Source organism: Perlucidibaca aquatica (assembly GCF_001676655.1).
Classification (GTDB): Bacteria; Pseudomonadota; Gammaproteobacteria; order Pseudomonadales; family Moraxellaceae; genus Perlucidibaca; species Perlucidibaca aquatica.
In genome coordinates this window covers 1,330,375-1,351,353 of the sequence record NZ_LZDB01000002.1, presented here as the reverse complement: position 1 = coordinate 1,351,353, position 20,979 = coordinate 1,330,375, and the positions used below count along the sequence as shown (strand labels likewise).

General features: G+C 56.4%; 19 protein-coding genes and 1 pseudogene. 19 read left to right on the top strand and 1 reads right to left on the bottom strand.

The window, feature by feature from the left end; genetic code table 11:
• Window positions 1-36: 36 nt before the first annotated feature.
• The 7 genes and pseudogenes from ffh to A8710_RS10040 all read left to right on the top strand — a co-directional run.
• Window positions 37-1,413, top strand: a pseudogene (ffh, locus tag A8710_RS10070) (signal recognition particle protein); the annotation flags it as partial.
• Between the two features lie 129 nt (window positions 1,414-1,542).
• The gene (locus A8710_RS10065) at window positions 1,543-2,865 is read left to right on the top strand and encodes an FAD-binding oxidoreductase (RefSeq protein ID WP_068860173.1); all 1,323 of its coding nucleotides are present in this window, start codon (window positions 1,543-1,545) and stop codon (window positions 2,863-2,865) included.
• The gene (locus A8710_RS10060; protein WP_068860171.1) at window positions 2,865-3,599 is read left to right on the top strand and encodes an SDR family oxidoreductase; all 735 of its coding nucleotides are present in this window, start codon (window positions 2,865-2,867) and stop codon (window positions 3,597-3,599) included. The genes A8710_RS10065 and A8710_RS10060 overlap by 1 nt, the downstream gene beginning before the upstream one ends.
• Complete coding sequence (locus A8710_RS10055) at window positions 3,596-4,204, top strand: HAD-IB family hydrolase (protein ID WP_082968791.1); 609 nt, start codon at window positions 3,596-3,598, stop codon at window positions 4,202-4,204. Before A8710_RS10060 ends, A8710_RS10055 begins: the two co-directional genes overlap by 4 nt.
• 24 nt (window positions 4,205-4,228) lie before the next feature.
• Window positions 4,229-5,083 (top strand): decaprenyl-phosphate phosphoribosyltransferase, encoded by an 855-nt coding sequence (locus tag A8710_RS10050; RefSeq protein ID WP_198341656.1) that lies wholly within the window; start codon window positions 4,229-4,231, stop codon window positions 5,081-5,083.
• The gene (locus A8710_RS10045; RefSeq protein WP_082968790.1) at window positions 5,083-6,030 is read left to right on the top strand and encodes a lysylphosphatidylglycerol synthase transmembrane domain-containing protein; all 948 of its coding nucleotides are present in this window, start codon (window positions 5,083-5,085) and stop codon (window positions 6,028-6,030) included. The genes A8710_RS10050 and A8710_RS10045 overlap by 1 nt, the downstream gene beginning before the upstream one ends.
• Window positions 6,027-7,661 carry an ArnT family glycosyltransferase gene (locus tag A8710_RS10040; protein ID WP_068860165.1) on the top strand — a complete coding sequence of 545 codons (1,635 nt, stop codon included), beginning with the start codon at window positions 6,027-6,029 and terminating at the stop codon, window positions 7,659-7,661. Before A8710_RS10045 ends, A8710_RS10040 begins: the two co-directional genes overlap by 4 nt.
• On the opposite strand, the gene A8710_RS10035 is transcribed toward A8710_RS10040, so the two are convergent.
• Entirely contained in the window at window positions 7,591-8,484 is an 894-nt protein-coding gene (locus A8710_RS10035; RefSeq protein ID WP_068860163.1) for a DMT family transporter, read from the bottom strand. The genes A8710_RS10040 and A8710_RS10035 overlap by 71 nt on opposite strands.
• Window positions 8,485-8,605: 121 nt before the next feature.
• Here A8710_RS10035 and rpsP point away from each other — a divergent pair, with 121 nt between their 5' ends.
• The 12 genes from rpsP to A8710_RS09975 all read left to right on the top strand — a co-directional run bounded on the left by rpsP (window position 8,606) and on the right by A8710_RS09975 (window position 20,975).
• Window positions 8,606-8,854, top strand: a complete 249-nt coding sequence (rpsP, locus tag A8710_RS10030) for a 30S ribosomal protein S16 (RefSeq protein WP_068860161.1) — start codon at window positions 8,606-8,608, stop codon at window positions 8,852-8,854.
• Window positions 8,855-8,856: 2 nt separating this feature from the next.
• Window positions 8,857-9,396: a ribosome maturation factor RimM gene (rimM, locus tag A8710_RS10025; protein WP_068860159.1), complete on the top strand. Its 540-nt coding sequence runs from the start codon at window positions 8,857-8,859 to the stop codon at window positions 9,394-9,396.
• A gap of 42 nt (window positions 9,397-9,438) precedes the next feature.
• Window positions 9,439-10,188, top strand: coding sequence for a tRNA (guanosine(37)-N1)-methyltransferase TrmD (gene trmD, locus A8710_RS10020; protein ID WP_068860770.1), 750 nt, complete (start codon window positions 9,439-9,441; stop codon window positions 10,186-10,188).
• A 156-nt stretch (window positions 10,189-10,344) separates the two neighbouring features.
• Window positions 10,345-10,716, top strand: coding sequence for a 50S ribosomal protein L19 (rplS, locus tag A8710_RS10015; protein WP_068860157.1), 372 nt, complete (start codon window positions 10,345-10,347; stop codon window positions 10,714-10,716).
• 147 nt (window positions 10,717-10,863) lie between these two features.
• The gene (xerD, locus tag A8710_RS10010; RefSeq protein WP_406609606.1) at window positions 10,864-11,772 is read left to right on the top strand and encodes a site-specific tyrosine recombinase XerD; all 909 of its coding nucleotides are present in this window, start codon (window positions 10,864-10,866) and stop codon (window positions 11,770-11,772) included.
• Window positions 11,773-11,853: 81 nt separating this feature from the next.
• Window positions 11,854-12,591: a DsbC family protein gene (locus A8710_RS10005; protein ID WP_068860153.1), complete on the top strand. Its 738-nt coding sequence runs from the start codon at window positions 11,854-11,856 to the stop codon at window positions 12,589-12,591.
• A gap of 103 nt (window positions 12,592-12,694) precedes the next feature.
• Entirely contained in the window at window positions 12,695-14,008 is a 1,314-nt protein-coding gene (locus A8710_RS10000) for a homoserine dehydrogenase (protein ID WP_068860150.1), read from the top strand.
• Window positions 14,005-15,156 (top strand): threonine synthase, encoded by a 1,152-nt coding sequence (thrC, locus tag A8710_RS09995; RefSeq protein ID WP_068860148.1) that lies wholly within the window; start codon window positions 14,005-14,007, stop codon window positions 15,154-15,156. The genes A8710_RS10000 and thrC overlap by 4 nt, the downstream gene beginning before the upstream one ends.
• A 74-nt stretch (window positions 15,157-15,230) precedes the next feature.
• Window positions 15,231-16,982 carry a single-stranded-DNA-specific exonuclease RecJ gene (gene recJ, locus A8710_RS09990; RefSeq protein WP_068860146.1) on the top strand — a complete coding sequence of 584 codons (1,752 nt, stop codon included), beginning with the start codon at window positions 15,231-15,233 and terminating at the stop codon, window positions 16,980-16,982.
• Window positions 16,983-17,059: 77 nt separating this feature from the next.
• A protein-coding gene (gene prfB, locus A8710_RS09985) for a peptide chain release factor 2 (protein WP_157686398.1) occupies window positions 17,060-18,155 on the top strand; the annotation gives its coding sequence in 2 pieces (ribosomal slippage) (window positions 17,060-17,122 and window positions 17,124-18,155; 1,095 coding nt in all).
• 12 nt (window positions 18,156-18,167) lie between these two features.
• Window positions 18,168-19,700, top strand: coding sequence for a lysine--tRNA ligase (lysS, locus tag A8710_RS09980; RefSeq protein ID WP_068860142.1), 1,533 nt, complete (start codon window positions 18,168-18,170; stop codon window positions 19,698-19,700).
• Window positions 19,701-19,847: 147 nt separating this feature from the next.
• A complete protein-coding gene (locus A8710_RS09975; RefSeq protein WP_157686396.1) occupies window positions 19,848-20,975 on the top strand; it encodes an OmpA family protein in 1,128 nt (375 codons plus the stop codon).
• The last annotated feature ends 4 nt before the right edge of the window (window positions 20,976-20,979 follow it).

The following is a 20,979-nucleotide window of genomic DNA, read 5'->3' as shown; positions in this document are numbered from 1 at the left end:
GCCGGCCGGTCCGGCGTTGGTGGAACTTCTAATCTCATGTTCGATAATTTAACCGAGCGCCTCAGTAGCAGTCTGCGCGCCATTAGCGGCAGCGCTCGACTCAACGAAGACAACATTAAAGATACCTTGCGCGAAGTGCGCATGGCTTTGCTGGAAGCAGATGTTGCGCTGCCCGTCGTAAAAGATTTTATTGAGCGCATTAAGGTATCGGCACTGGGTCAGGAGGTTTTGACGCAGCTGCAGCCGGGCCAGGCCTTTGTCAAAATTGTTCATGAAGAGCTGGTGCGCACGCTGGGCGAGGCGAATGAAGGCCTGAATCTGTCCACGTTGCCACCGGCCGTCATTCTGATGGCCGGTTTGCAGGGTGCGGGTAAGACCACCACGGTAGGCAAGCTGGCTCGATACTTAAAGCAGCAAAAGAAGTCGGTGTTGGTGGCATCCGCCGACATCTATCGTCCGGCCGCGATTAAGCAGCTGGAAACCTTGGCCAACGACATCGGCGTGGGCTTCTTCCCTTCCGATTTGAGTCAGGACCCGGTGGCGATTGCCCGTGCAGCGATTGCCGAGGGCAAGCTCAAGTTTGCCGATGTGGTGATTATCGATACCGCTGGCCGTCTCGCCATCGACGAAGAAATGATGGCTGAAATTCAGCGCCTGCACGCGGCTATCAACCCGATTGAAACGCTGTTCGTGGTCGATGCCATGACCGGCCAAGATGCCGCCAATACCGCAAAAGCCTTCAATGATGCGTTGCCGCTGACCGGCGTGGTGCTTGCCAAAGCCGACGGTGATGCCCGTGGCGGTGCGGCGCTGTCGGTGCGAGCTATTACCGGCAAGCCCATCAAGTTCATCGGTGTCGGCGAAAAGACGGATGCGCTGGAGCTGTTCCATCCGGATCGTATCGCTCAGCGTATTCTCGGCATGGGCGACGTGCTGTCGCTGGTCGAGGAAGTCGAGCGCAAGATCGACAAGGACAAGGCAGAGAAACTGGCCAAGAAGTTGCAAAAGGGCAAGGGCTTCGACCTGCAAGACATGCTCGAACAGTTTCAGCAAATGCGTAATCTCGGCGGCATGGCGGGTCTCATGGATAAGCTGCCGGGCATGAATGCGGCGGCCGTTCAGCAGGCAATGGCTGGCGGCGCTCCGGAAAAGCAAATGAAGCGCATGGAAGCCATCATTCAATCCATGACGCCAGCAGAGCGCAGCAAGCCAGAGCTGATTAATGGCTCGCGTAAGCGCCGAATTGCAAATGGCTCGGGCACGCAAATTCAGGACGTGAATCGCGTGCTGAAGCAGCATGAACAAATGGCGAAGATGATGAAAAAATTCGCCAACCCCAGCGGCATGATGAAAATGATGAAGGGTCTGGCGGGTAAGTTGCCGCCTGGCATGATGGATGGCATGCCCGGCATGGGTGCCCCCGGCGGTGGAGTCGGTGGCGGCATGGGGGGTGCAAAAGGTGGATTGCCCGGTTTGGGCGGCCCGGGCTTTCCCGGCGGTCTGGGGGGCATGTTGCCGCCCGGCTTCAAGAAGCGCTAATACATGACAATAAATACCGTAAAACAAAGCTTGTCGGGCTGGGGCCGATACCCTCAAGTGGCTGCGCAAGTGGCCCGGCCAGATCGTTACGTCGAGCTGGTTGGTCTAGCCCAGCAGGCGGCAATTGCGCGAGGTCATGGGCGAGCCTATGGCGATGCTGCGATCAGCGCCTCCGGCACGACTGTGCTCATGACGCGTCTGAATCGATTCCTTGCCTTTGATGCCGAGAGCGGCTTGCTGACCGCCGAGGCCGGTGTGAGCTTGGATGAAATTTTACAGGTGGTCATGGCGCAGGGCTGGTTTTTGCCGGTCACTCCGGGCACGCGCTACGTCACCCTAGGCGGTGCGGTCGCGGCGGATGTGCATGGCAAGAACCATCATCATGTGGGTAGCTTTAGCGCCTTTGTTCGAGAAATCGAGCTGTTTACGCCGCAGGGCGTTTTGCGCTGTTCTGCCGATCTTTATCCGTCCGTGTTTTGGGCCACGGTGGGTGGCATGGGCATGACGGGCATCATTGGCGAGGTGACGCTGCAACTGAAGCGCATTCCCTCAGCCGAGATGCAAGTACAGCATCGCCCGGCGGCGAACTTGGCGGAAGCCTTTGCGCTGATGGAGTCGGCAGAGCTGGACGACGAGTACACGGTGGCTTGGATTGATTGCCTGGCATCCGGTAAAAACCTCGGCCGATCGGTGTTTATGCGCGGCCATCATGCCGAAGGCGCACTGTCGAGTGGCCCAAAAGCAGCCAAGCTTAAGATGCCTTTTGACCTGCCGGGCTTCGCCCTGAATCGCTATACAGTAAGAGCCTTTAACGCCGGCTATTACCGTTGGGAGGGCCGCAAGCAACAGGCATTCCGCTGTGATTTGGCACCGTTCTTCTACCCATTGGACGGTATCCAGCAGTGGAATCGTCTGTACGGTAAAAAGGGCTTCGTGCAGTACCAATTTGTATTGCCACCGGAAACAGCGGCCAAGGGCCTAGAGGCTGTGCTGACGCGTCTGAGCTTATCGGGTAATGCCAGCTTCCTCGCGGTGCTTAAGCGTTTTGGCGCGGCCGGCTCAGGTCTGCTGTCTTTCCCCATGCCCGGCTACACCCTCGCGTTAGATCTGCCCCTGCGACACGACACCTTGGCCTTGCTCGACACACTAGACGCTGTGGTGCTGGATCATGGTGGTCGAGTCTATTTGGCTAAAGACGCACGACTGGCGGCCTCTTCACTGCCGCGTATGTATCCGCAACTCGATGCGTGGCGCGAATTGCGCAGCCAGCTCGATCCAGAAGGTTTGTTTGTGTCGGCACTGGGCCGTCGTTTGGAGATGTGCTGATGACCCAGATTCTGATTGTAGGTGCGACCTCCGCGATGGCGCGTGGCTGTGCCTTTGCATGGGCAGCACAAGGGCAGCGCGTGCTCTTGGCCGGGCGTGATGATGCTGAGCTCGCACGTTTGGCTCAGGATATCCGCGTGCGCTTTAACACCGCCGCGCAAGTGGTGGCCTTAGACCTAGATGAGACGACTCCGCGTGAAAGTTGGCTGGCCGAGCTACAAGAAACCTATGGTCAAATTGATGGCCTACTGTGCGCTGCGGGATGGATGCCCGATAACGAAACCATGCGCCATGGCGCGCCTGCCTTGCAGGTGATTCAGCGTAATTTCACCGGCCCCGTAGCCTTAATTAATGCCTTCGCTGATGTCTGCGAGCAACGCAAACACGGTTTTATTGTGGGCATCAGCTCCGTTGCTGGCGATCGTGGTCGTCAAAGCAACTATCTGTATGGCGCCGCCAAAGGGGGATTCGCTATTTATCTGGCGGGCTTGCGTAATCGCTTATTTGCCTCTGGTGTTAGCGTGCTCACAGTGAAGCCTGGCTTCGTTGATACCCGCATGACTTTTGGCTTGCCGGGTCTTTTTCTCGTGGCGGACCCGTTTTGGGTGGGTCAGCAAATTGTTGCCGCTAGCGATAAGGGGCGGGATGAGGTCTATATCCCGGGATTCTGGCGTTTGATTTTGCTGATTATTCGTCACGTGCCCGAGGTGGTGTTTAAGAGACTCAAGTTATGACGGTGTTGGTCAAGCATCCGGTTGTGGCAGCGTTTGATTTTGATGGCACCCTCACGCACGGCGAGTCGTTTTTTCGATTTCTTGCGTTTGTCACACCATGGCCAAAATTTGTCTGGGCGTTCCTGAAGTGCCTGCCCACGTTGCTCTGCTATGTGTTGCGCTTGCAAGACAATGAGTCCGCCAAAATCCGCGTACTACAGGTCTATCTCCAGGGGCGCCGTGTAAATGAAGTGGAGGCCTTAGCCGAGCGCTTTGCTCGGGAAAAAATCCCAGCGACCTTGCGGCCCCAAGGTATTGCCAAATTGCATGGTCATTTAAAGCAAGGGCATTGCTGTGTATTGGTGAGCGCGACCTTAGGGCTGTACTTAAGGCCTTGGGCGCGAGACGCAGGTTTTGAGACGGTTTTAGCCACTGAGTTGGCTGTGGATGCATTGGGGCGCTATACCGGCCAGTTGGCGACACCCAACTGCTACGGGCCAGAAAAGGCACGCCGACTTCTGACGCACTTTAATCAGCCACGCATTATTGCCGCCTATGGCGATAGCTCGGGCGATACCGACATGCTGGCACTGGCCGAGCAACCCCACTTTAAGCCGTGGCGCTAAATAACAATTATTAGGATGGTGTTTATGTTGAAGCTCATGCGCCCGCATCAGTGGGTCAAAAATGGCTTCCTGTTCATGGGCTTGATCTTTGGCCATGGCTGGAGCGAGCCCGCGTTGGTGCAGGCAGTTTTGTTAGCATTCGCCGCCTTCTGCTTGGCGTCCAGCACCGTCTACGTGCTCAATGATTTGCATGATGTTGCTGAGGATAGACTGCATCCCACGAAGCGCTTTCGTCCCATTGCCTCAGGTGCGGTGAGCGAGCAGCAGGCACGCTTGTTGGGTGTGGTGCTGGCAGCAGCTTCATTGCTGTTGGCGTGGACAGCGAATCCGCCTGTAGCGGGCTATGTCTTGGCGTATCTGTTGCTGAACGTGGCGTATACCCTGCGCTGGAAGCAGATTGTCTTGCTCGATATTTTCTGTATTTCGGCAGGCTTTATGCTGCGTATTCTCGCCGGAACCGATGGGGTAGATATTCCCCCTTCAAATTGGCTGCTGTTCTGTGGCCTCTGGGCAACCCTCTTTCTGGGCTTTATTAAGCGCCGAGCCGAATTATTGGAAATGCGCGGACACGGCGCTGACCATCGTAAAGTCTTGGGGGACTACAGCGCTGAGCTACTCGATAAGCTGATTGGCATTACCTGTACGGGCATGATTCTCAGCTACAGCCTCTACACCATGGATGTGGACGTGCGTCGAATTCACGATACCGATGATTTGTTGTTTACGGTGCCGTTTGTGATTTACGCCTGCTTCCGGTATCTCTTTTTGCTGCATCAAGAGACCGGAGGTGGTGATCCTTCGCGTGACCTCTTGAATGATCGCCACATTCTCGTTGCCGGCGGCCTATGGTTTTTAGTCACGCTGTACATGGTGGCCTAATGACACTTTCCTCGACTCAGCAACGCCTGCTCTGGTGGTCTATTGGCTTAAGTGCCTTGGCTTATTTGGGGTTTGCGTTGTGGTCTGGCTGGCGGGACGTGCTACAGGCTTTTCAGCAAATTGGTCTGTGGCCCATGCTTGCGGCTTTAGCCTTATCGTTGCTGAATTACCTGCTCCGAGCGGAGCGCTGGCATTTGTACTTGGAGCGCGATCATCACCCGATTTCACGGATGACCAATCTGCGCATCTATTTTGCGGGTTTCTCGCTGACAACCACGCCAGGCAAAGCCGGAGAGTTAATTCGCAGTCTCTTTCTTAAGCCCTATGGCGTTCAGTACCACCATTCAGCCGCCATGTTTTTTAGTGAGCGCCTCGCCGACTTAGTCGCGATTGTGGCTCTGACGGCAATAGGCTTTACGCATCTGCCTGGTGGTGTCGCGTACTTTGCAGTCCTGGTTGCGTTGTTAATCGGTGGTCTGTTCGTGTTGCGTACACCCCTGCCAGAGCAATTACTGCGTCGGTTTGCGCACTGGCGCCATGACTCGCCCGGTTTGATCTGGCTGTCCGATGTGGCGGCCAGCAGTCGACCCTTCTGGCGCGGTCGCTTGTTATGGCAGGCACAAGGCCTAACCCTCATTGCGTGGTTGGGGGAAGGCGTGGGTGCATACTTGATTTTGCACAGCCTGCAACCGGATATTTCATTGAGCTTCGCGCTCTTTGTGTACGGCTTTGCTATGTTAGTGGGCGCGTTAAGCTTCTTGCCGGGCGGCCTTGGGGGCACTGAAGCCACCATGACGGGCTTGTTGGTGCTGCAGGGCATGCCCTTGCCTCAAGCCATTGCCGCCACGGTGATTATCCGCTTAGCGACTTTATGGTTCGCCGTCTTACTGGGTGTGATTTCGGTGATGGCACTGCCCACTCATTCGGCCTCAGAGGTTAAGGCATGACGCGAACTGCTTGGCTGTCACGTCTGTCGCTGGGGCAGGGCGTGTGTCTGGCGCTGCTCATCAAGTTGGTCCTGGCAGCGCTGCTACCGATGACCGGTGACGAAGCGTATTTCGTGCTGTGGGGACGCCATCTCGATTACGGCTATTACGACCATCCACCCATGGCGGGCTGGATGACGTGGCTGATGCTGCAGGTCTCTGAACACCCTGTGATGGTCCGACTGCCGGGCATTCTGACCGAGCTGCTGATCGCCCTCGGGCTATATGCGCAGTGGCAACGTTTTGATGTTGAAAAGGCGCGGCTGCTTGCGCTGGTCTTTTTGTTTAGCCCCCTTAGTCTCATTTTCGCGTTTACGCTGACCGATACCGGCTGCATGCTATTTGCTGCAGCGTCCAGCTTTGCGGCTGTGCAAGCGCTTAGACATGCTTCGCCCACCCGCTCAACGGGGCACACAGCGACGTCCTATGGCTGGGCGGCGCTTGCAGGGGTGTTTTTGGGGCTGGCCTTTCTGTCGAAATACTTTGCCGTTTTTCTAGGCCTGGCCTATTTAATTTACTTCTTTGCGGTGAATCGTCTCCTCTGGCGTTTGGGCATGACGCTCGTGCTGGTGGCGATTCCCTTCGGTTTGATCAATCTGTACTGGAACCTCAATCATTGCTGGGCCAACCTCCTGTTTAACTTGGTCAATCGCAATCGTGGCGAGGTCGGCATTCAATGGGCCGATATGCTGACGTATCTGGCCATGATGGCGTATGTGGTAATCCCGCCGTTGGCCCTGGCCTGGTGGCGTAGCTGGCGGACGTCGCCTGCATTGCCCGCAGAGATTGCTGAAGGCGCTCGGCTGGCCCGTGTGATTGTGTTGACTGCGCTCGTGGGCTTTTTGGTCGTGAGTTTGAAAAAAACCATCGGCCTGCATTGGGTCTTGTGGTTCTACCCCATGGTGCTCATGGCGCTGTTTTCAACGCCGGTAGCGCAATGGCAGCGCTGGTTAGGTTGGATGGGTTGGCTCAGTGCCGCACATGTTGTGGTGATTTTCGCGATTTTGTTGGTGCCCTACAGCGTTTGGCAGCATCAGCCGAAAGTGGCAAAGGATTTGCTGGCCGCTACCGAGGCGCCGGCACTGTTGGCTGCGGCGAGAGATCAGCTCGTTAAAGAGGCAGGGCTAAGCCCTGCGCAAGCTGCAAATTTGCCCGTCGCGGCGAGGGGTTATACCTGGGCCTCTGTGTTGTCGTATCAGATTAAAGAGCCGGTCATGGTCATTGGGCCCGGATCAAAATATGCCCGCCAAGATGACTTCTGGACTGATTTCCGTGCCCTCGATGGGCGATCCATTTTGATTTACTTAAAGCGCCCCGCCGAGTTGGCGGCGGTGTCGGCATGGTTTGAGCAAGTTCGCACTGTGAACGTGAGCCTTCATGGCCAACGCTATGTTTTCGCGTTGGGAGAGGGCTTTAACTACGCGCGCTATTGGTCTCAGGTGCTAGTGCCCGTGCGAGATAAGTTCTATACAGCGCCGGACTGGCTGCCGGTGGCGAGCTGTCCGGTAACTGAGCGCTACTTTACTGCTCCGCCAGTGGCTCCGGCGGCCGCTGCGATTGGCGTTGGGGTAAACACAACAGCGTCGCCGTGAAAATGATCACGGTGCCGATCACAGCGAGTTGATCGGGCACTTCGCCCCACAATATCCAGGCCCATAGGCCAGCAAACACAATGGCTAAATAAGCCGCCGGTCCAATTTTGCCGGCGGGTGCTAATGCATAGGCTTTCGACATGGCCAGTTGACTCAAGGTGGCGAGCAAACCCACGCCTGTTACCAGCAAAAGCTCATAGGCGTTTAGTGGGTGCCAGGCCCAAAGCATGGGAATGGCGGAGATGCCGGCCGAAAACAAACTGAAGTACAGCACGATGCGCGTGGTCGGCTCGGTGGTGGAAAGGGAACGCACGGTCACAAAGGCCATAGAGGCCAGTAAGCTGGAGCTGATGCCCACAATTAATATCCAGCCGTTGCCGGCCAGCTCGGGCTTGCAGACCATGAGCACGCCGGCCATGCCGAGCGTCGCCGCGATCATCATGCGTGCCGTAATCGCCTCTTTCAAAAATAGCCAAGCTACCAGCGGAATAAAGACAGGCGAAGAGTATGTAAAGACCATCGCACTGGAGAGCGGGATATGCGCGATGGCATAAAAGAAGCCATACATCGCGGCGAGGCCCACCACTGCGCGCCAGGCATGCTTCCAAGGAACCGAGGTTTTCAGCAGGGCAGTGCCATGCACGGCCAGCAGCGGCAACAGTAAAATGGATCCCACCACACTGCGCATAAATACGATGGTTTCATTATTCACGGTGTGCGAGGCAAGGCGGATGAGCACGCCCATAGCGGAGAACAGCAGGGCCGAAAGCGTGAGTAGCGCTAGGCCTCGCAACAGGGACTGTTGGGGAGCTTGGTAGTGCATGGGGTGGACTGGTCTTGAGCGGAAGAAGTGCGTACAATACGCGACCTTCCGTGCTAGGTCGATTTCTGTGGCGCCTGCACGGACCGAAAGACCACAGAAACCCAAATAAAGGAAACGACCCATGGTCACCATTCGTCTCGCCCGTGGCGGCGCCAAGAAGCGTCCGTTCTACTCCATCGTTGTCACCGACAGCCGCAATGCCCGTGATGGCCGTTTCATCGAGCGCGTTGGCTTCTTCAACCCGGTTGCCCGTGGTCAGGAAGAGCGTCTGCGCCTGAACATGGAACGTCTGGCCTATTGGATCAGCAACGGTGCTCAGACTTCCGAGCGCGTTGCCCAGTTGGTCAAGGAAGCCCAGAAGGCTGCTTGAACATGACTCAGGCGGCGCTGCCCTCGCGCGATGACCTGATTCAGGTCGGCCATGTGCACACCGCCTACGGCATCAAGGGCTGGGTGTGGGTAATGTCCCGCACCGAGCCCATTGCCAATATTTTCTCGTACGGTCCTTGGTATTTGGATCGTGCTGGCACGCTGGCGAAGGTCGTACTGGCCGACCATCGTGCCCAAGGCAAGGGTCTAGTCGCCCAATTTGCCGGTTGTGAAGACCGCAACTCGGCCGACCTGATGATCGGTGCCACCATCTGGGTACCGAAATCTGCCTTGCAGACCCTCGCGGCTGACGAATACTTCTGGTCGGATCTGATGGGCATGCGTGTGATCACCGAGCAAGGTGTTTTGCTCGGTTGTGTTGATGACATGATGGAAACCGGCGCGAACGATGTCATCGTGCTGAAGGCCTGTGATGGCAGCGTGGATGATCAAGAGCGGTTATTGCCCTGGGTGGATCAGGTGGTGCTCAAGGTTGATCGCGAGGCGAAATGCATCACGGTGGATTGGGATCCTGAATTTTAAGCCGACGGGCTGATGTAGGCTTGGATGGCAGAGGGCAGTGCCATGTGGGTAGGCCTCATCACTTTGTTCCCGGACATGTTCCGGGCCATCAGCGAGTCGGGTGTAACAGCACGAGCCGTTGCCACTGGCAAGCTCACGCTGGCGAGCTGGAATCCTCGTGACTTTACCGAGGATAACTATCGCCGTGTCGATGACCGTCCCTATGGTGGCGGCCCCGGCATGGTGATGCTGATTGAGCCGCTGCGTCGTGCCATTGCTGCAGCGCGAGCCGAAGCCGCAGGGCTGGGTGTGCAGGCACTGGTGATTTACCTGTCACCGCAAGGTTGTCAGCTTGACCAGGCGGGTGTTAAGGAATTGGTGGCAAGCCACGGCGAGCAAGGTTTAATTCTGCTCTGTGGCCGTTACGAAGGCATCGACGAGCGCCTCATTGCGCGTGAAGTCGATGCGGAATGGTCGATTGGTGACTATGTGCTGTCTGGCGGTGAGTTGCCGGCCATGGTCATGATCGATGCGATGGCGAGGTTGCTGCCGGGTGTGTTGAACACCGAGGCATCCGCCATAGAAGATTCGTTTACCGACGGATTGCTTGATTGCCCGCACTACACCCGACCTGAGGTGTACGACGGCGAGAGTGTTCCGGCGGTGCTGCTCAGTGGCGACCATGCGGCGATTAAGCGCTGGCGCTTGCAGCAAAGTTTATTGCGTACACGTGCGCGACGCCCCGACTTACTCGTGGGTCGCACGTTGAGCAAGCAAGAACGTACCTTGCTGGATCAAGCCGACAACGCCTGAGCCAGCGAAGTTCGAGGGGACCGCATGCGCCTTAGCCTCTGCGTTCCAGGTTAGATGCCGCCCGTGTCAGGCCATGAGCCGCCGGGTCAGACAGGCATCTGGTAGCACCCTAAACCATGCGCTTAGCCTCTGGTTAGGGGTAGTCGGAGAAGTAACATGAGTGGTAAGCACCCGTTAGTTCAAGCTGTGGAAAATGCCCAGCTGAAAACCAATATCCCGGCTTTCGCCCCAGGCGACACCGTGGTTGTGCAAGTGAAAGTAAAGGAAGGCGACCGTGAGCGTCTCCAGGCCTACGAAGGCGTGGTTATTGCGATCAAAAACCGTGGCCTGAACTCCGCTTTCACCGTTCGCAAGATTTCCAACGGCATTGGCGTGGAACGTGTGTTCCAGACCCATTCCCCGGTGATTTCGAGCATCGAAGTGAAGCGTCGTGGTGATGTTCGCCGCGCCAAGCTGTACTACCTCCGCGATCGTTCCGGCAAGTCGGCACGTATCAAAGAAAAGCTGGCTCCGCGCGCTCCGAAATAAGGCTTCCGCAAGGACCTTATTCGGCACGCCTGCTGTGCTGCCAACGCGGTACAGCATCAGCATGAAAAACCGCTCCGGTGCAAGCCGTGAGCGGTTTTTTTATGCCCATGCCAAGCACTGAATGGGATGCGTTAGACTGCCAGCATGATAAATGCCATTGATCCCCCTGAGATTTCCAGCGCCTCCGAGCGCGTGCTGACCAGTTTTCGTCACCAGCTCGCCGCTGAGGGCCTGAGCCAGCATACCCGCAAGGCTTACCTCAGTGATGCCGCCGCGCTGGCAACCTGGGTCGCGCCGCGTGATTTGCTGGCATTAGGCCATGACGACCTGGCGGCCTATCTGGCCAGCCCAGAAGTGATGACCAAGAGTCCGCGCTCCGTTTCGCGTCTGCAGTCTGCTTTACGCCATTTGTGGCGTGGCTTGCTGGCGCGCGGTGAGGCGACTCAAGACCCCACCATTGGTCTGGATAGCCCACGCTTAGGTCGGCCCTTGCCCAAGGATTTATCCGAGTCAGATGTGGATGCGCTGTTGGCCGCGCCCGATGTGACTACGGCATTGGGCTTGCGTGACAAGGCCATGCTGGAGCTGCTCTATGCCTGTGGTTTGCGGGTCAGCGAGCTGACAGGCCTGCCGTTAGCGGCGGTGAATTTGCGCGGCGGGTTTTTACGGGTGATGGGTAAGGGCAGCAAGGAGCGCCTAGTGCCCCTTGGAGAAACCGCGGCGAATTGGTTGCAGCGTTATCTAGATGAGGCTAGGCCGCAGCTGCTTAAGGGCACGGTCCCGGCGTTATTTATTACTCAGCGCGGCAGTGCCATGACCCGTGAAAATTTTTGGCATTTGATTAAGCGTTATGCACTGCAAGCCACTATTTCAGCGTCGGTATCGCCGCATACTTTGCGCCATGCTTTTGCGACCCATTTATTGAATCATGGCGCGGATTTGCGTGTGATTCAGCTATTGCTGGGCCATAGCGACTTATCCACCACGCAAATTTATACCCATGTGGCTCGACAACGTCTGCAAGAACTGCATGCTCAGCACCACCCAAGAGGCTGACGCTGGCCGGACTTTCTCGTATGCTCTAGCCCCCAAGAATTCGTTCCCTGTTGGCCATATTTCATTTTAGAGGACAAGCCAATGCGCCTGTTTAAAACCACGTTTGCCCTATGGCTTGTTGTTACGGCCGGTGTCGCCTTTGCAGGCCCAGAAGACGTCATTCGGAGCAAGTTGCAGCAAGCAGTGCCCGGCACAGACATTAAATCGATTAAACCGGCCGCGTTGCCGGGCTTTTATGAAGTATCGATTCCTGGCGCGTTGGTTTACGTGAGTGCTGACGGTCAATTTGTCTTACAAGGTGAGTTATTGCAGCTCAAGGGCAAGCAAGTGGTGAACCTGACCGAACAGGCTCAGGCCAGTGCGCGCGTGGGTTTAATTCGCGCCATTGATAAGCGTCAAGCAGTTGTTTTTCCAGCAAATGGCAAGCCTAAAGCCGTGATTACGGTGTTCACTGATACCCACTGCGGCTATTGCCGCAAGCTGCATCAGGAAGTGCCTGCGATGAATCAAATGGGCATCGAAGTGCGCTATTTGGCGTACCCCAGAGACCTGCCGCGCGTGGGAGCTAATGCGGGAACCGGCGCTGAGTTAGCCAGTATTTGGTGTGCCAGCAACCCAGAGCAAGCCATGACCATGGCCAAGCAGGGCCAACCCGTGCCAGCGGCACGCAAGGGTTGTAAAGCCCCCATCGCAGAGCAATACGCCCTCGGCCAGCAAATGGGCGTTACCGGCACGCCAGCCATTTTTGATGAAAAAGGCCGGCAATTGGGCGGCTATTTAACCGCTAAGCAAGCTGCGCAACGCCTAGGTTTGAACTAAGCGGGCGGTTCGACAAACGCGCGTTCGCCGTTATAATGCGCGCCTTGATTTTTCGGGCCGGCAACGCCTTGTTGCTGGCTCATTAGCTTCTTTAGGTGGTGTCGTGAACGCTCTCAACAAACCGGTCAATGTCGGTATCGTCGGTCTCGGTACCGTCGGTGGTGGCGCCTTGAACTTGCTGCGTGACAATGCGGCAGAACTGTCGCGCCGCACCGGTCGCGAGATTCGCGTATCGCATGTCGGCATTCGTCGTGACAAGCCGGGTCTGGAATTGGCTGGTATCACCGTCAGCAACGATATCTTTGCCGTGGTTAATGATCCGGCCGTGGACATCGTGGTGGAAGTCATTGGCGGTACCACTACCGCGCGTGAAATCGTGCTGCAGGCGATTGCCAACGGCAAGCATGTGGTCACCGCCAACAAGTGGCTGCTGGCCGAGCATGGCAACGAAATCTTTGCCGCAGCCGAAGCCAAGGGTGTCTATGTCGCTTTTGAAGCGGCGGTTGCGGGTGGCGTACCCATCATTAAGGTGCTGCGTGAAGGTCTGGCAGCGAACCGGGTGGACTGGCTGGCCGGCATCATCAACGGCACCGGCAATTTCATTTTGACCGAAATGCGCGACAAGGGCCGTGACTTTGCCGACGTGCTGGTGGAAGCACAGGCGCTGGGCTATGCCGAAGCGGATCCGGCGTTTGATGTTGAAGGCATTGATGCTGCGCACAAGCTCACCATCATGGCCTCGCTGGCGTTTGGTATTCCGCTGCAGTTCGACAAGGCTTATGTTGAAGGCATCACCCAGCTCACGCGTGACGACGTGGCGTATGCCGAAGAGCTGGGCTATCGCATTAAGCATCTCGGCATTGCGCGTCGTACCGCGGATGGCATTGAGCTGCGCGTGCACCCCACGCTGATTCCGGCCGAGCGTTTGATTGCTAATGTGCATGGCGTAAAAAATGCTGTCTTGGTGCAGTCCGATCCGGTGGGCGCAACCTTGTATTACGGTGCCGGCGCGGGCGCTGGTCCAACCGCTTCGGCGGTAGTGGCAGACATCGTGGATTTGGTGCGTTCGCTGACCGCCGAATCTTCGCCCAATGTGCCGCACCTGGCGTTTATGCCACAAGCCATTGCTGCCACCCCGATTTTGCCCATGGAGTCGGTGGTGACATCGTACTTCCTGCGCTTGCAAGCCGAAGACAAGCCCGGTGTGCTTGCCGATGTCACGCGCATTCTCAGCAGTCGTGGCATTAGCATCGAAGCCATTGTGCAAAAGCCGGTGCAGGCCGAGGGCGCTGTCCCCGTAATTATTCTGACTAACCCGGTATTGGAGCGTGAAATGAACCGCGCCATCGCCGAACTGGAAGCACTGAGCGATATCGTTGGTGCCGTGACCCGTATTCGTTTGGAGACTTTGGCATGACCACTTTAGGCAATCGCTACACCGGCCTCATCAGCCGCTACCGTGACCGCCTGCCGGTCAGTGCAGATACGCGTTTGATTTCGCTGGGCGAGGGCAATACGCCGCTGTTGAAGCTGAAGAACATTCCAGCCTTAATCGGCAAGAATGTTGAAATCTACGTGAAGTACGAAGGTCTGAACCCCACGGGCTCATTCAAGGATCGTGGCATGACCATGGCCGTGACCAAGGCTGTGGAAGCGGGCTCTAAGGCTGTGATCTGTGCGTCCACGGGCAATACGTCTGCGGCTGCGGCGGCCTATGCCGCGCGCGCCGGCATCAAAGCTTTCGTGCTGATTCCGGAAGGCAAGATCGCCATGGGTAAGCTTGCTCAGGCCATGATGTACGGTGCCATCACGCTGCAGATTCGCGGCAACTTTGACGATGGCATGGAGCTGGTCAAGCAAGTGGCCAACGAAGCCCCAGTCACTATCGTGAATTCGGTGAACCCGTTCCGTCTGCAGGGCCAGAAAACAGCAGCATTTGAAATTGTGGAAGAGCTGGGCCGCGCACCAGACTATCACTGCCTGCCTGTTGGTAATGCGGGCAACATCACCGCGCATTGGATTGGCTACTGTGAGTCCTCCACGCCGATCGGTCAAAAAGTCACGGATTCCTGCGCCTTCTGCGATGGAGATTGCCGTTACCCGAAAGCCCCGATCACCACGGGCCGTCCGAAAATGGTGGGCTACCAAGCCGCAGGTTCGGCTCCCTTTGTGCGTGGCGAACCCGTGCTTAATCCGGAAACCGTAGCCACTGCGATTCGTATTGGTAACCCACAGAGTTGGGCGCAGGCGCACACCGTGATGAAAGAATCGGGCGGTTGGTTCGACGAGCTGGCCGATCAAGAAATTCTCGACACCCAACGTCTGCTGGCCATGTCGGAAGGAATTTTCTGTGAGCCTGCATCAGCGGCATCACTCAGCGGTGCGCTGCGTGACATTAAGAGCGGCAAGATTCCGGAAGGCTCGGTGATTGTCTGCACATTGACCGGCAATGGCCTGAAGGATCCTGACACTGCAATTGGCCAGTGCGCCAGTGCCGTGCTTAAGACCATTGATGCCAAGCTGGATCAAGTGCGCGACAGCATCCTGCAGACCATGGGTGTTTAACGCATCCCTGCCTGCTCAAGGCCGCCTGCGGGCGGCTTTTTTTATGGCGAAGATGAATTTCGGAGAGCGCTGAGATGACGACCAAAGTGTGGCGTCGCCGTGCCAGTGCTGCATCAGCCCTCCCTGGCGTGCATCCCTTGCTGGCGCGTTTGTATGCGGCGCGTGGGGTGCAATCGTCGGATGAGTTGGCCCAGACCTTGGCCGCATTGAAGCCAGCCAGCGCGCTGCAGGGGCTAGAGGCGGCTCTGGATCTGCTGCAACGTGCGCTGCGTGAGCAATGGCGTCTGCTCATCATTGGCGATTTTGATGCCGATGGCGCAACCAGCACCGCATTGTCCGTTCGTGCGCTGCGTGCATTGGGGGCGCGGCACGTCGACTTTCTTGTGCCCAATCGCTTTACTTATGGCTATGGACTTACGCCGGGCATCGTGGCCTTGGCGTTAGCCGAGAAGCAGCCCCAACTCATCATTACCGTGGATAACGGCATTGCCAGCCACGAAGGCGTTATTGCCGCTCAGGCAGCGGGTGTGCGAGTGCTCATTACCGATCATCACCTGCCGGGTTCGACCCTGCCGCCAGCGGATGCCATCGTCAATCCCAATCAACCTGGCTGCAATTTCCCGAGCAAAAATCTGGCCGGTGTTGGCGTCGTGTTTTACGTGTTGTCCGCCTTGCGTACGCGCTTACGCGCTGCCGGCTGGTTTTCCGAACAGGGTCTAACCGAGCCGAACATGGCCGATTATTTGGATTTGGTCGCGCTAGGCACGGTGGCGGATGTTGTTGCGCTCGATGCCAATAATCGTTTGCTGGTTCAGCAAGGTTTGGCGCGTATTCGGGCAGGACGTTGCTGCCCAGGCATCACGGCCTTGTTGAAAGTCGCGGAGCGTGATCCGGCGCGTCTTCAAGCCACTGACTTGGGCTTTGTCGTGGCCCCGCGACTCAATGCAGCGGGGCGCTTGGATGACATGGCCGAGGGCATTCTCTGTTTGCTTACCGACTCGCCGGCGGCTGCGTTACGCATGGCGGGCGAGCTCGATGCGCTCAATCAGGAACGCCGTGACATCGAAGGTGGCATGCAGAATGAGGCCATGGCGGCACTCAATGCCCTAAAGTTTACAGCCGATACACTTCCGCATGGTTTGGTGCTTTACGACCGGCACTGGCACCAGGGCGTCATTGGCATTTTGGCGGGTCGCATCAAAGAGCGTTATCACCGTCCGGTCATCGCGTTTGCCCCCGCGCAAGCGCCGGCCTATGGTGAACAGCCTGCGGAGCTTAAAGGCTCGGCGCGATCGATTCCGGGCGTACATATTCGGGATGTGTTAGATGCCGTGGCGACGCGTTATCCGGGCTTGATAACCAAGTTTGGCGGCCATGCCATGGCTGCGGGCCTGAGCTTGCCGGGTGCAAGCATTGCCGCCTTTCGTGAGGCCTTCGATGAAGTCCTCCGAGATTGGATTGATGAGGCCGATTTGGAGGCAGTCTTGCTCACCGACGGTGAACTTGCACCGGCTGACTTTACGGAAACGACTGCGCGTCTGCTGCGAGATGCGGGCCCGTGGGGTCAGGCCTTTCCCGAGCCGCTGTTTGAAGGCGAATTTTTGCTGCTGGATCAGCGACTGCTGAAAGATAAGCACCTCAAGCTCAGCTTGAGTCACCCCGACTCCAATCGCATCTTTGATGGCATCGCCTTTAATATTGATCGCGCGCTTTGGCCGAACGCAGCGTGCAAGCGCGTCAAGCTCGCTTACCGTCTGGATCTGAATTTCTTCCGTGGCATGGAGACGCTGCAATTGAGAATCGAGGACCTGCAGGCGTTGTCATAACAGCGCCATGTGAACATGCGTCGTTGCAGGGAATCGGCTACAATCGCGCGCTTTGAAACCCAGCTGGCGTGTACCCCATGGAAATCAACCCCTACCTGAACCGAATCAAAGACTTCACTGAGCGTACCGAGTCGCTCCGGGGGTATCTTTGACTACGATCTGAAGAAGGAGCGTTTGGAAGAAGTCCTGCGCGAACTCGAAGATCCTAGCATTTGGAATGACCCGAAAAGGGCGCAAGACATTGGTCGTGAACGCAGTGCGTTGGAAGGGGTGGTACTCACCATTGACCAACTCACGCAGGGGCTAACCGACGCCAAAGACCTGTTGGATTTAGCCGTAGAAGAGGACGATGAAGGCACGCTCGATGATGTGACAGCCGAGCTAAATCATCTCGACAAACTGCTCTCCGATCTCGAATTCCGCCGCATGTTTTCCGGCGAAATGGACGCCAATCACTGCTTTATTGATATTCAATCCGGGGCCGGTGGCACCGAGGCGCAGGACTGGGCCAGTATTCTGCTGCGCATGTACTTGCGCTGGGCCGACAAGAAGGGCTTTAAGACCGAGGTCATGGAAGTGTCGGATGGTGAGGTTGCGGGTATTAAGTCCGCGACCATTCGCATCGAAGGCGATTATGCCTTTGGCTGGCTGCGTACTGAGACGGGCATTCATCGCCTAGTCCGCAAGTCGCCGTTTGACTCCGACAATCGCCGTCACACCTCGTTCTCGGCCGTGTTCGTATCGCCAGAAATTGATGATGACATCGAGATCGACATCAATCCGTCGGATGTCCGTACCGATACCTACCGCGCCAGCGGCGCCGGCGGTCAGCACATCAACAAAACCGACTCGGCCGTGCGTCTCACCCACGTACCGACCAACACGGTCGTGGCCTGTCAGAACGAGCGTTCGCAACATGCTAACCGCGATCGCGCGTGGAAGATGCTGCGTGCTCGTCTCTACGAGCTCGCCGTGATGCAGCGTAACGCGGCTAAGCAAGCGCTAGAAGACACGAAATCTGATATTGGTTGGGGTCACCAGATCCGTTCTTATGTGCTCGACCAGTCTCGCGTGAAAGATTTACGCAGCAACATCGAAAACTCTAACCCGAACGCCGTGCTTGACGGTGATATCGACGAATTCATCGAAGCCTCGCTCAAGATGGGCCTGTAAGCGGATACGACCATGACAGATAACCAGAACACGCCCGTAACCGCAGCAGCGGACGCCCCAGCTGCCGACGTTAATAAGCTCATGGCCGAGCGCAAACAAAAGCTCGCGGGTATTCGTGAGAAGGGCCAAGCCTTTCCTAACGATTTCCGTCGCGACGCACTGGCTACGGATTTGCACGCCCGATTTGGCGACGTCGCCCCTGAAGTGCTTGAGGCTGAAAAGCATCCCTTCTCGATTGCCGGCCGCATGATGCTGAAGCGTGTCATGGGTAAGGCCAGCTTTGCCACCATTCAAGACATGGGCGGTCGCATCCAGCTCTATATCTCGCGGGATGCCATTGGTGAAGAGGCGTACGCGGCCTTTAAGCAGACGGACTTGGGCGACATTTTCGGTGCCACGGGCTATGTCTTTAAGACCAAAATGGGCGAGCTATCACTGCATGTGGAAAGCTTGCGCTTGCTGACCAAAGGTCTGCGTCCGCTGCCGGACAAGTTCCACGGCATGGCCGATCAAGAAATGAAGTATCGCCAGCGCTACGTTGACCTGATTGTCAGTGAAGACACTCGTCGTGCCTTCCGCATTCGTTCGCAAGTGATTGAAGGCATCCGCCGCTTCATGGCCGGCCGCGACTTCATGGAAGTCGAAACGCCGATGATGCATGTCATCCCCGGTGGCGCTGCCGCCAAGCCGTTCAACACGCACCATAATGCGCTCGACATGCCGTTGTTTCTGCGCATCGCGCCCGAGCTTTACCTCAAGCGTCTGGTCGTGGGTGGCTTCGAGCGCGTGTTCGAGATCAACCGCAACTTCCGTAACGAAGGTGTGTCAGCGCGTCACAATCCTGAATTCACCATGATTGAGTTCTATCAGGCCTACGCAGATTATCGCGACCTGATGGACCTCACCGAAGACATGCTGCGCACCTTATCGCAAGACATTCTCGGCAACACGATGGTGCCGTATCAGGGTGAGGTCTATGACTTCGGCTCGAAGTTCGAACGCCTGTCCATGGTCGACTCCATCCTCAAGTACAACCCGCACCTGACCCGCGAGCAGCTCTGGGACTACGACCAGGCCGCCAAGGTCGTGCGTGAGCAGCTGAAGATGCAAGTGAAGGCGATCTGGGGCATCGGCAAGCTGCACACGCTGATCTTCGAAGAGACGGTGGAGACGCAGCTGCGCCAGCCGACGTTCATCACTGAATATCCGGCCGAAGTCTCGCCGCTGGCGCGCCGTAACGATGACAACGAATTCATCACCGACCGCTTCGAGTTCTTCATTGGCGGACGTGAGATCGCCAACGGCTTCTCAGAGCTGAACGATCCGGAAGATCAAGCTGAGCGCTTCATGCAACAAGTGCGTGAAAAGGATGCGGGTGACGACGAAGCCATGCATTACGACGCCGATTACATCCGTGCGCTCGAGTACGGTCTTCCGCCGACAGCAGGCGAGGGCATTGGTATTGACCGTCTGGTGATGTTGTTTACGGACTCGCCAAGCATTCGGGATGTGATCTTGTTCCCGCATATGCGACCGGAGGTGTAAACGAAGTATTAAATTCGTTTACACAAGAACTCAAATTCTTGGTTGATAATTTGTTAAAAATCGATGCGTCCATGTAACAAAATTGATACTTAGTAAATAAACAAATGATTTATATTGCGTATTGCTAATTTAAGGATGGGTTGTTTCATGAAAATTACAAAAATATGGTTGTTGCCCATTGTTTTAGCTGGGATTCCAGTTGGAGCAGCCGCTGCACAGCCAGTATCGAGCCTTTATCATGTTTACATGGGTGCACTTTACGGCAGTCCCGATAGTCAGCGCGCATTGGTTGAAAATGGTAATGGTTTTGCCGGTGCAGTCGGTATCCCCCTGAGTGCTGAAGGTAATCGTTGGCATTTGGAGCTTGGGGCGACAACCCGTACGTTCAAAACGCCTAAAGCCATTTCTTCTAGCTTTTTTCGCCATGATTTGACTGCGGGGTTGATGTACTCGTGGGGGAATCGAGACGAATTAACGCCTTATGTGAAGGCGGCATTGGGCTTGGCGCGTAACGACATCATTCCTGATAGCGAAGATGAGACCGGCTTTACGGGCTATTTAGGCGCAGGCTTGACGCGCGGATTCGGTGAGTTTGTTCGCGGTCGTGTTGAAGTGGGTGCGAATTATGATGAATGGCAAGATGGTTATGTCGATGGGACCATCCAAGCAGGGATTGAAATTCCGCTAGGCCGTAAAAAGGTCGTGGAAATTGAGAGAATCGTCGAAGTACAAAAAATTGTCGAAGTGGAGAAGTTGGTGCCGGTGGCTGCAGTCGATGGCGCTGCGCCAACAATTAAGGAAGTTGAGGTTATCAAAGAGGTCCCGCCTCCCGATAGTGACGGTGATCGTATTTCGGATGCCTTCGACAAATGCCCTAGTACATTAACGGATGTGCGCACCGACAATAATGGTTGTGCGATTACGCAGACATTGGTGCTCAAGAACATTGTGTTTGACACCAATAAAGCCACGATCAAACCGGAGTCACAATCGCTGCTAGACGCTAGTGCAGAATTTTTCAAGCAACAACCTGATATGCGTTCAGTGATTGCAGGCCATACGGATAGCGTCGGTAAAGATGCCAGCAATCTGTCCCTGTCTAAGCGCCGTGCTGAGGCCGTAAAAGCGGCACTGATCCAGCGTGGTGTGACGGCGAATCGTTTGCAGGCTATTGGGTTGGGTGAGACTTTGCCGATCGCTAGCAATAGTACGGATGGTGGTCGCGCCGAAAACCGCCGTGTTGAATTTCTTCTTGTCGCCTCTGCGACCCACTAACTAG